At 72.5% G+C, this 10,434-nt stretch carries 9 protein-coding genes and 1 pseudogene; 8 read left to right on the top strand and 2 right to left on the bottom strand.

Annotated features, from left to right (window positions below):
- Positions 1 to 340: pseudogene (locus A6V29_RS15325) on the top strand (hypothetical protein); the annotation flags it as partial.
- On the opposite strand, the gene A6V29_RS15320 reads toward A6V29_RS15325, so the two are convergent.
- Entirely contained in the window at positions 337 to 1,086 is a 750-nt protein-coding gene (locus A6V29_RS15320) for an SDR family oxidoreductase (RefSeq protein ID WP_137161105.1), read from the bottom strand. The pseudogene A6V29_RS15325 and the gene A6V29_RS15320 overlap by 4 nt on opposite strands.
- A gap of 286 nt (positions 1,087 to 1,372) precedes the next feature.
- Here A6V29_RS15320 and A6V29_RS15315 point away from each other — a divergent pair, with 286 nt between their 5' ends.
- From A6V29_RS15315 to A6V29_RS15285, 7 genes are all read left to right on the top strand, one after another.
- Positions 1,373 to 2,317 (top strand): Rossmann-like and DUF2520 domain-containing protein, encoded by a 945-nt coding sequence (locus A6V29_RS15315; RefSeq protein ID WP_137161104.1) that lies wholly within the window; start codon positions 1,373 to 1,375, stop codon positions 2,315 to 2,317.
- A 5-nt stretch (positions 2,318 to 2,322) separates the two neighbouring features.
- Positions 2,323 to 3,198 (top strand): pantoate--beta-alanine ligase, encoded by an 876-nt coding sequence (panC, locus tag A6V29_RS15310; RefSeq protein ID WP_137161111.1) that lies wholly within the window; start codon positions 2,323 to 2,325, stop codon positions 3,196 to 3,198.
- The gene (gene panD / locus A6V29_RS15305; RefSeq protein WP_137161103.1) at positions 3,195 to 3,620 is read left to right on the top strand and encodes an aspartate 1-decarboxylase; all 426 of its coding nucleotides are present in this window, start codon (positions 3,195 to 3,197) and stop codon (positions 3,618 to 3,620) included. Before panC ends, panD begins: the two co-directional genes overlap by 4 nt.
- On the top strand, positions 3,617 to 4,405 hold the full coding sequence (locus A6V29_RS15300) for a type III pantothenate kinase (RefSeq protein WP_249933262.1): 789 nt from the start codon (positions 3,617 to 3,619) through the stop codon (positions 4,403 to 4,405). Before panD ends, A6V29_RS15300 begins: the two co-directional genes overlap by 4 nt.
- 36 nt (positions 4,406 to 4,441) lie before the next feature.
- Positions 4,442 to 5,965, top strand: coding sequence for a bifunctional lysylphosphatidylglycerol synthetase/lysine--tRNA ligase LysX (gene lysX, locus A6V29_RS15295; protein ID WP_137161102.1), 1,524 nt, complete (start codon positions 4,442 to 4,444; stop codon positions 5,963 to 5,965).
- Between the two features lie 156 nt (positions 5,966 to 6,121).
- The gene (locus A6V29_RS15290; protein WP_137161101.1) at positions 6,122 to 6,466 is read left to right on the top strand and encodes a histone-like nucleoid-structuring protein Lsr2; all 345 of its coding nucleotides are present in this window, start codon (positions 6,122 to 6,124) and stop codon (positions 6,464 to 6,466) included.
- 360 nt (positions 6,467 to 6,826) lie between these two features.
- Positions 6,827 to 9,352: an ATP-dependent Clp protease ATP-binding subunit gene (locus A6V29_RS15285; RefSeq protein ID WP_137161100.1), complete on the top strand. Its 2,526-nt coding sequence runs from the start codon at positions 6,827 to 6,829 to the stop codon at positions 9,350 to 9,352.
- A 167-nt stretch (positions 9,353 to 9,519) separates the two neighbouring features.
- Here A6V29_RS15285 and A6V29_RS15280 read toward each other — a convergent pair whose 3' ends face one another.
- The gene (locus tag A6V29_RS15280; protein WP_137161099.1) at positions 9,520 to 10,422 is read right to left on the bottom strand and encodes an HhH-GPD family protein; all 903 of its coding nucleotides are present in this window, start codon (positions 10,420 to 10,422) and stop codon (positions 9,520 to 9,522) included.
- Positions 10,423 to 10,434 lie beyond the last annotated feature (12 nt).

Genomic DNA, 10,434 nt, shown 5'->3' with positions numbered 1-10,434 from the left:
TCACCGATGGACTGGCTGGCGTCCCGCTCCTTGCTGGACGACCCAGGCGCAGCCGCTGCCGCCGGTGCCGGCCTCCCCGACACCGCAGCGCCGCCGCAGCGACCAGCCGGCCGTCCCCGCGACCGCGGACGACCAGGCGACGACGACGGAGCGCCCCCGGCCGGCCCCCGTGCCGCCGGTGCCCACGACGGGCCCGGCCACCGCACCGGGCACCGAGAAGCGCCTCGCCGAGATCCTCGCTGAGAACGGGGCGACGCCGCCGTCCGGAGGACGACGGCGCCGCCGCTACCGGGAGGACGGCGAATCCGACGACGTCCTGGCCCGGGTCCTCGGCCGCTAGCGACCCCGCGAGCCGCTGCCGCCGTCGAGGACGAGCGTCTGGCCGGTGACCCAGCCGGCGCCGTCGCCGAGCAGGTAGGCCGCGGCCTCGCCGACGTCCTCGGGCACGCCCAGCCGGCCCACCGGGTACGCGGCGGCCACCTCGGCCTCCCGGCCCTCGTACAGGGCCTCGGCGAAGCGGGTCTTGACCACGGCCGGGGCCACGGCGTTGACCCGGACCTTCGGGCCGAGCTCCACGGCCAGCTGGGTGGTCATGTTGATCACCGCAGCCTTGCTCACCCCGTAGCCGCCGATCATCGGCGAGGACCGCACACCGGCCACGGAGGCCACGAAGAGCACCGAGCCGCCGTGCTCGGACATCCACGCCTTCCACGCCTGCTGCACCAGGTCCAGCGAGGCGACGACGTTGGTGTCGAGGATCTTGCGGAACGCGTCGTGGTCGAGGTCCATCATCGGCCCGTAGACCGGGTTGATGCCGACGTTGCCGACCAGCATGTCCAGGCTGCCGAAGGTGTCGATGGCCGTGCGGACGGCGGTGGCGCGGTGCTCGGCGTCGCCGGCGTTGCCCGCGACGGCCACGGCCACGTCCTTGCCACCGAGGGTCTCCACCGCCTCGGCGAGCGCCTCGGCCTTGCGGGCGGTGACCACCACCTTGGCGCCCCTCTTCACCAGGCTCTGCGCGATGCCCAGGCCGATGCCGCGGCTGGCGCCGGTCACCAGGGCCGTCTTTCCTTCGAAGCTGTCCACGCCGTCTCCCGTCGCTGTAGGGGTGTTCCCGATCACGTTAGGGGCGGGCTCGAGAGACCCGACCACCCCCTGGGGTGAGCCATGCCACACCCCTCGCGCATTGCGACGGCGGGGTGGGCATTCCAGACTCGCCCACGACGTTGTGCCTGTGCGACACGGAACGGTTGCAGCAGGCGACGTCACGACCCGACGCGCACGACCTGCTCGACCTGCACGACCCGGCCACGCACGGTGGCCGAGAACCGACGTCCGGTACCCGTCAGGGACTGGAACGAGAGGTGCACCGATGCCTGCTGCCCGCAGGAACGTCCGCGCTGCCGGACTCCAGCCCGCCCCCGACGCGCCCGCCCGCCTCCGCGTGGGCGTCATCGGCGCCGGCCGCGTCGGATCCGTCGTCGGCGCGGCGCTCGTCTCCGCCGGTCACGACGTCGTCGCCGCCTCCGGACTGTCCTCGGCGTCCGCCGAGCGCGCCGCCCGCCTGCTCCCCGGGGTCCCGCTGCAGCCCGCCGACCAGGTGGTCGCCGCGTCCGACCTCGTCGTGCTCGCCGTCCCCGACGACACCCTCGCCGGCCTGGTCTCCGGGCTGGCCGGCACCGGCGCCTGGCGCGCCGGGCAGCTGGTGTTCCACACCTCCGGCGCGCACGGGCTGGCCGTCCTCGAGCCCGCCGAGCGGGCCGGCGTGCTCCCGCTGGCGCTGCACCCGGCCATGACGTTCTCCGGCGCGCCCGAGGACGTCGACCGGCTCGTCGGCTCCCCCTTCGGGGTGACCAGCCACCCCGCGTACCGGCCGGTCGCCGAGACCCTGGTGCTGGAGATGGGCGGGGAGCCCTTCTTCGTCGCCGAGGAGGACCGCGGGCTGTACCACGCGGCGCTGGTCACCGGCGCCAACCACCTGGTCACCCTGGTCGCCGAGGCCGCGGACCTCCTGCGCGCCGCCGGTGTCGCCGAGCCCGCCCGGGTCCTGACCCCGCTGCTGTCCGCCGCGCTGGACAACGGGCTGCGCCGGGGCGACAAGGGCCTGACCGGCCCGGTCAGCCGGGGGGACGTCGGCACCGTCCGGAGCCATCTGCGGACCCTGGCCGAGCGGGCGCCGGAGTCGGTCGCGGCCTACGTCGCCATGGCTCGCCGGACGACCGAGCGTGCCCTGGACGCCCGTCGGCTCAAGCAGCACGAGGCGGCCCCGCTGCTGGACCTGCTCGACCCCAGCCGCGACGGCGCTGGTTCCCGGTGACCGCGATGCGCACCCGGTCACCGGCCGTCGCCGAGACCGTCGCCGACCTCCGGCGCCTCCTCGCCGACCTGCCCGCACCCGTCGCCCTCGTGCCCACGATGGGGGCGCTGCACGAGGGGCACCGCACGCTCGTGCGGGCGGCGCGCGAGCAGGCGGCGACGGTGGTCGTCTCGGTGTTCGTCAACCCGACGCAGTTCGCGCCGGGGGAGGACTTCGACAGGTACCCGCGCACCTGGGACGAGGACCTGGCCGCCCTGACCGACGAGGGCGCCGACGTCGTCTTCCACCCGCCGGTCGAGGAGGTCTACCCGCCGGGTCCGCTCGGGGTGACCGTCGACCCCGGGCCGCTGGGGTCGGTGCTCGAGGGCGCGGTCCGTCCGGGGCACTTCGCCGGGGTGCTCACCGTCGTCGCGAAGCTGTTCGGACTGGTCCGGCCCGACAGCGCGTTCTTCGGCGAGAAGGACTACCAGCAGCTCACCCTCGTCCGCGCGATGGCGCGGGAGCTCGCGCTGCCGGTGGAGGTGGTCGGCGTCCCGACCGTGCGCGAGGCCGACGGCCTGGCGCTGTCCAGCCGCAATCGCTACCTCGACCCGGAGCAGCGGGCCGCCGCCGCCACGATCTCCGCCGCGCTGCGCGCCGCCGCCGCCGCGGGACCCCGAGGCGCCGAGGCGGTCCTCGCGGCCGCCCGCGCCGTCCTGGCGGAGCGGCCCGACCTGCTCCAGGACTACCTGGAACTCACCGATACCGACCTGGGACCCGCGCCGGCCACCGGTCCCGCCCGCCTGCTGGTGGCGGTCCGCGCCGGCAGCACCCGACTCCTCGACAACACCGCGATCGACCTCGGCGCCCCCGCCCACCAGCCCACGGAGAAGACCCGATGATGCGCACCATGCTCAAGTCCAAGATCCACCGCGCGACCGTCACCCAGGCCGACCTGCACTACGTCGGCTCGGTCACGGTCGACGAGGACCTGCTCGACGCCGCGGACCTGCTCCCCGGCGAGCAGGTGGCGATCGTCGACATCACCAACGGCGCCCGCCTGGAGACCTACGTCATCCCCGGCGAGCGGGGCAGCGGCGTGATCGGCATCAACGGCGCCGCCGCGCACCTCGTCCACCCCGGCGACCTGGTCATCCTGATCAGCTACGGCCTCATGGACGAGACCGAGGCCAAGAGCTACCTGCCGAAGGTCGTGCACGTCGACGCCGACAACCGGGTCGTGGAGCTGGGTGCAGACCCCTCCGCGCCGGTGCCGGGTGCTCCCGACCAGCGGCGCAGCGACCTGGGCGTGCCGGTCCGGTGACCCTGCTCGCGGTCGACGTCGGCAACAGCCAGACGGTGCTCGCGACGTTCGACGGGCCGCGGCGGGCCGGCTCCTGGCGGGTCACGACCTCCCGCCGGGCCACCGCCGACGAGCTGCTCATGCTGTGGCGCGGCCTGCTGCGGGACACCGAGGTGACCGGCGTGGCCGTCTGCTCCGCCGTCCCGGCCCTGCTGCCGGCGCTGCGCCAGCTGATGGACCGCCTCGAGGTGCCCTCCGTGCTCATCGGGCCGGGCGTGCGCACCGGCGTCCCGCTGCACGTGGACAACCCGCGCGAGGTGGGCGCCGACCGCGTCGTGACCGCGCTGGCCGCGCACGAGCTGTTCGGCCGGCGTCCCGACGGCCGTGGCCGGCCCGTCGTCGTCGTCGACTTCGGCACCTCGACCAACGTCGACGCCGTCGGTCCCGAGGGCCAGTTCCTCGGCGGCGCTCTCGCCCCCGGGGTGGAGGTGAGCCTGGACGCCCTGGCCTCCCGGGCCGCGCAGCTGCGCTCGGTGGAGCTGACCGTGCCGGCGCACGCCATCGGCAAGAACACCGTCGCGGCCCTGCAGTCCGGCGTCGTGCTCGGCTTCGCCGGCCTCGTCGACGGGCTCGTCGCCCGGATCGCGGCCGAACTCGTCGCCCAGTTCGGGGTCGCTCCGCTCGTCGTCGCCACCGGCGGGCTGGCCCCGCTGGTCGCCGAGAGCTGCCGCTCGATCGCCGAGCACGAGCCGGACCTGACCGTGCACGGCCTGCGCCTGGCCTTCGAGCGGCAGCAGGCGCGCTAGACCCCCCGTGGGCACCGGTCCGTAGGCTCTCCTCCCGTGAGCGAAGGCCCTGCCGTACCGGATCCCGACGACGACGCCGCCCTGGACGAGCTGCCCGAGCAGATGCGGGTCCGCCGCGCCAAGCTCGACCGGCTGCGGGAGGCGGGGATCGACCCCTATCCGGTGACGGTGCCGCGCACCACGACGCTCGCCGCGGTCCGCGCCGCGCACCCCGACCTGCCGCCCGACACGATGACCGGCGAGCAGGTCGGCGTCACCGGGCGGGTCATCTTCTCCCGCAACACCGGCAAGCTCTGCTTCGCGACGCTGCGCGAGGGCGATGCCGAGCTGCAGGTGATGCTCTCCCGCGACCGCGTCGGCGAGGAGTCGTTGACGGCGTGGAAGTCCGACGTCGACCTGGGCGACCACGTGCTGGTCACCGGAGAGGTCGGGACGTCGCGCCGCGGGGAGCTGTCGGTCTTCGCCGACTCCTGGCAGCTGACCGCCAAGGCGCTGCGGCCGCTGCCGGTCGCGCACAAGCCCATGAGCGAGGAGCTGCGGGTCCGCCGTCGGTACGTCGACCTCATCGTGCGCGACGAGGCCCGCCGCACGGTGCGCCAGCGCGCCACGGTGATGGCCTCGCTGCGCGCCGGGCTCACCGCCCGTGGGTACCTCGAGGTCGAGACGCCGATGCTCCAGACGGTGCACGGCGGCGCGGCGGCGCGGCCGTTCACGACCCACATGAACGCCTTCGACCTCGACCTGTACCTGCGCATCGCCCCCGAGCTGTTCCTGAAGCGCTGCATCGTCGGCGGCCTGGACCGGGTGTTCGAGATCAACCGGAACTTCCGCAACGAGGGCGCCGACAGCAGCCACTCGCCGGAGTTCGCGATGCTCGAGGCCTACCAGGCCTACGCCGACTACCAGGTGATGGCGACGCTCACCCGCGAGCTGATCCAGGAGGCCTCGGTCGCGCTGTTCGGTGACCACACGGCGCGGCACAACGACGGCACCGAGGTCGACCTGTCCGGGGAGTGGCCGCAGGTCCCGCTCTACACGGCGGTGTCGGAGGCGGTGGGGGAGGAGATCACCCCCGAGACGCCCGTCGAGGTGCTGCGCGCGCTGGCCGAACGGCACGACGTCGGGGTCGACCCGGCCTGGATCCACGGCAAGCTCGTCGAGGAGCTGTTCGAGGCGCTCGTGCAGCACACGCTGCAGGCGCCGACCTTCGTCGTCGACTACCCGGTGGACACCTCGCCGCTGACCCGCGCCCACCGCTCCACCCCCGGGCTGGCGGAGAAGTGGGACCTCTACATCGGGGGCATCGAGCGGGCGACGGCGTACTCCGAGCTGGTCGACCCGGTCGTGCAGCGGGAGCGCTTCACCGCGCAGGCGCTGCTGGCCGCGGCCGGCGACCCCGAGGCGATGGCTTTCGACGAGGACTTCCTCGAGGCCCTGGAGTACGGAATGCCGCCGACCGGCGGGATGGGCATGGGGATGGACCGGCTCATGATGACCCTCACCGGTCTCGGTATTCGGGAAACGATTCTGTTTCCGCTGGTCAAGCCCATTTCGACGTGAACTGAACGGTTCGGATCCGTTTCATCACAAAGGAGCGCGCTGCGCAGGATGGTGGAATGGCTTCACCGAGTATGGTGCAATGATGCTGTTGCTCCTCTCTCGGAGGGCAATTCCCGAACGGCCCCCGGGTCGCTGCGAAAAAAGTGAGGAACACAAATGGCGCGCAAGGTCCAGGTCATCCTGAGCGACGACCTCGACGACGTTCCCGCCGACGAGACCGTCAGCTTCGCGCTCGACGGCACGTCGTACGAGATCGACCTGACCGAGAAAAACGCCAAGGAGATGCGCGACGCGTTCTCCCGATACGTCTCCGCCGCCCGCAAGGTCGGTCGGGGCAGCCGCGGCTCCTCCGGTGGCGGTCGCTCCCGCGGCACCGGCGGTCGCATGGACCGCGAGCAGGCCGGCGCGATCCGTGACTGGGCGCGCAAGAACGGCCACCAGGTCAGCGACCGCGGCCGCATCCCCGCCGCCGTCGTCGAGGCCTACGAAGCCGCTCACTGAAAAGAGGACCCCCTCGCTCCCCGGCACTCGCAAGCTCGCACCGGGGCCCTGCGAGGGGGCCGTTCCAGCACCTGGACAGGCCCGGTTCCCCTTCGCGGGGACCGGGCCTGTCGTGCGTCCTGGGGCGGTAGCGACGACGCGCGCGGCCGTCCGCTGTCGGCGTAACACCACCGGAACACCCGGTCGGCACCCTCGGTTGAACCGGGCAGCCATCCACCGCGCCGTCGCACCGCGACGGGCCGGCGTGGTTCGCGACTACAGTGGAAAGACCGGTGCCCCCGAGCGCCGACGGAATGTCGGGTGCCCCTCCCAGCACGGGGAGGGCAGTGCCGGACCAGCCGGTCGAAGGAGAAGCAGCAGATGTTCGAACGGTTCACCGACCGAGCCCGCCGAGTCGTCGTCCTGGCCCAGGAAGAGGCCCGGATGCTCAACCACAACTACATCGGCACCGAGCACATCCTCCTGGGCTTGATCCACGAGGGTGAGGGCGTCGCTGCCAAGGCACTGGAGTCCCTGGGCATCTCGCTCGAGGGCGTCCGCCAGCAGGTCGAGGAGATCATCGGGCAGGGCCAGCAGGCGCCGTCCGGGCACATCCCCTTCACCCCGCGGGCCAAGAAGGTCCTCGAGCTCTCGCTGCGCGAGGCGCTCCAGCTCGGCCACAACTACATCGGCACCGAGCACATCCTGCTCGGCCTGATCCGCGAGGGCGAGGGCGTCGCCGCCCAGGTCCTGGTGAAGCTCGGCGCCGACCTCAACCGCGTCCGCCAGCAGGTCATCCAGCTGCTGAGCGGCTACCAGGGCAAGGAGCCGGCCGCGGCCGGCGGCCCCGCCGAGGGCACGCCGTCGACCTCGCTGGTCCTCGACCAGTTCGGCCGCAACCTCACCCAGGCCGCGCGCGACTCCAAGCTCGACCCGGTCATCGGGCGGGCCAAGGAGATCGAGCGGGTCATGCAGGTCCTCTCGCGGCGGACCAAGAACAACCCGGTCCTCATCGGCGAGCCCGGCGTCGGCAAGACCGCCGTCGTCGAGGGCCTGGCCCAGGCCATTGTCAAGGGCGAGGTGCCCGAGACGCTGAAGGACAAGCAGCTCTACACGCTGGACCTCGGCGCCCTGGTCGCCGGTTCCCGCTACCGCGGTGACTTCGAGGAGCGCCTCAAGAAGGTGCTCAAGGAGATCCGCACCCGCGGCGACATCATCCTGTTCATCGACGAGATCCACACCCTCGTCGGTGCCGGTGCCGCCGAGGGCGCGATCGACGCCGCCAGCATCCTCAAGCCGATGCTGGCCCGCGGTGAGCTGCAGACGATCGGCGCCACCACGCTCGACGAGTACCGCAAGCACCTGGAGAAGGACGCCGCGCTCGAGCGCCGCTTCCAGCCGATCCAGGTGGGCGAGCCGACGCTCACCCACACGATCGAGATCCTCAAGGGGCTGCGTGACAGGTACGAGGCCCACCACCGGATCAGCATCACCGACGGCGCACTCGTCGCCGCCGCGACGCTGGCCGACCGGTACATCTCCGACCGCTTCCTGCCCGACAAGGCGATCGACCTGATCGACGAGGCCGGCGCCCGGATGCGGATCAAGCGGATGACCGCGCCGCCGGACCTGCGCGAGTTCGACGACAGGATCGCCGCCGTCCGTCGCGAGAAGGAGTCGGCGATCGACGCGCAGGACTTCGAGAAGGCCGCGTCGCTGCGCGACACGGAGAAGACCCTGCTCGCCGAGAAGGCCGAGCGCGAGAAGCAGTGGAAGGCCGGCGACATGGACGTCGTCGCCGAGGTCGACGACGAGCAGATCGCCGAGGTGCTGGCCAACTGGACCGGCATCCCAGTCTTCAAGCTCACCGAGGAGGAGACCACCCGTCTGCTCCGCATGGAGGACGAGCTCCACAAGCGGATCATCGGCCAGGAAGAAGCCATCAAGAGCGTCAGCCAGGCGATCCGGCGCACGCGGGCGGGTCTGAAGGACCCGCGCCGTCCCGGTGGCTCGTTCATCTTCGCCGGCCCCTCGGGTGTCGGTAAGACGGAATTGGCGAAGGCGCTGGCGAACTTCCTGTTCGGCGAGGACGACGCGCTCATCCAGATCGACATGGGCGAGTTCCACGACCGGTTCACCGTGTCGCGCCTCGTCGGTGCCCCTCCCGGTTACGTCGGTTACGACGAGGGCGGGCAGCTGACCGAGAAGGTGCGGCGCAAGCCGTTCTCGGTGGTCCTCTTCGACGAGATCGAGAAGGCGCACGCAGATGTGTTCAACACGCTTCTGCAGGTGCTGGAAGACGGCCGGCTCACCGATGGTCAGGGCCGGATCGTGGACTTCAAGAACACGATCCTGATCCTCACGACCAACCTCGGTACGCGGGACATCTCCAAGGCCGTCGGGCTCGGATTCCAGGCCGGCAACGACGACCAGTCGAACTACGAGCGGATGAAGACGAAGGTCAACGAGGAGCTCAAGCAGCACTTCCGGCCCGAATTCCTCAACCGCATCGACGACATCGTCGTGTTCCACCAGCTGACCGAGGAGGAGATCACCCGGATCGTCGACCTCCTCATCGCGCGGGTGGAGACGCAGCTGTCCAACAAGGACATGTCGCTGGAGATCACACCGGCGGCGAAGAAGCTGCTGGGCCAGCGCGGCTTCGACCCGGTGCTGGGCGCGCGGCCGCTGCGCCGCACGATCCAGCGGGAGATCGAGGACGCGCTGTCGGAGAAGATCCTCTACGGCGAGCTGACCGCGGGTCAGATCATCGTGGTGGACGTCGAGGGCGAGGGCGCCGACGCGAGGTTCACCTTCCGCGGCGAGGCCAAGCCGATCGACATGCCCGACACCCCGCCGGTGGCCCTCTCGGGCGCCGAGGGTGACGAGGACCGCCCGGCCGAGTAACACCCGCAGGACCGACGAAGGGCCGCTCTCACCGCAAGGTGGGCGCGGCCCTTCGCCGTCTCCGGGGCGGGGCGCCATGATGATCAGCCTTCCTGGTCAACAGGGGTCCTCCCTCACGGTCGACCGCGAGGGAGGACGTAGAACGATCAGGTCACCTGATCAACAGGTCAGGTCGGGAGGCGGAAGAGGCCGGCGGCGGTCTGCTCGGCCAGGCCGTCGGCGAGCAGCGAGTCCAGGCACCGGCTGCGCTGGGCGGCGTCGTCCCAGGCCGCCTCCAGTGCGGCGGCCGGCACCGGGTGCTCGGCCGCGCGGAGGACGTCGAGCAGGCGCCCGCGCACCTGCCGGTCGGTGCCGGCGAACTTCTGCACCCGCCGCGCCGGGCCCTCGGCCGGCGGGCAGCCCGCCAGGCGCCACGCGCACCTGTCGCGGACGGGACAGGCGCCGCAGCGGGGCGTGCCGGCGACGCAGACGAGCGCCCCCAGCTCCATGACCGCGGCGGAGAACCGGACGGCCCGGTCGTCGTCGGCGGGCGCGAGAGCGGCCACGTCGGCCAGGTCGGCCATCCGTGCGGGCGCCGCCTCGGCTCGGCCGTGCACGAGCCGCGCGACCACGCGGCGCACGTTGGTGTCCACCACGGGCTGAGGCCGGCCGTAGCCGAAGCACGCCACGGCCCGGGCGGTGTAGGTGCCGATGCCCGGCAGCGTTTCCAGGGCCGGCACGTCGGAGGGGACGACGTCGCCGTGCAGCTCCGCGATCGCGGCCGCCGCGTCGCGCAGCCGCAGCGCCCGGCGGGGGTAGCCCAGCTTGCCCCAGGCCCGGATCACCTCGGCGGGGCTCGCGGCGGCGAGCGCCGACGGCTTCGGCCAGCGCGCGACCCACTCCCGCCAGACCGGCTCCACGCGCGCGACCGGCGTCTGCTGGAGCATCACCTCGCTGACCAGGACCGCCCAGGCGTCGGCCTCGGGGCGTCGCCACGGAAGGTCGCGGGCGGCCTCGGCGAACCAGTCGACGATCCGGTCTCCGACGTCCGGTCCGGGGGGACCCGGGGGACGGGTGGGGAGGCTGGTCACGAGGGTCCAGTC

Origin of the sequence: Blastococcus sp. CCUG 61487 (assembly GCF_005222955.1) — a bacterium.
Lineage (GTDB): Bacteria > Actinomycetota > Actinomycetes > Mycobacteriales > Geodermatophilaceae > Blastococcus.
This window is presented reverse-complemented; position numbering and strand designations above follow the sequence as displayed.

Coding starts and splice junctions, on each gene's coding strand:
- A6V29_RS15315 (WP_137161104.1), top strand. CDS start 1,373: ATGCCTGCTGCCCGCAGGAACGTCCGCGCTGCCGGACTCCAGCCCGCC.
- panC (WP_137161111.1), top strand. CDS start 2,323: ATGCGCACCCGGTCACCGGCCGTCGCCGAGACCGTCGCCGACCTCCGG.
- panD (WP_137161103.1), top strand. CDS start 3,195: ATGATGCGCACCATGCTCAAGTCCAAGATCCACCGCGCGACCGTCACC.
- A6V29_RS15290 (WP_137161101.1), top strand. CDS start 6,122: ATGGCGCGCAAGGTCCAGGTCATCCTGAGCGACGACCTCGACGACGTT.
- A6V29_RS15285 (WP_137161100.1), top strand. CDS start 6,827: ATGTTCGAACGGTTCACCGACCGAGCCCGCCGAGTCGTCGTCCTGGCC.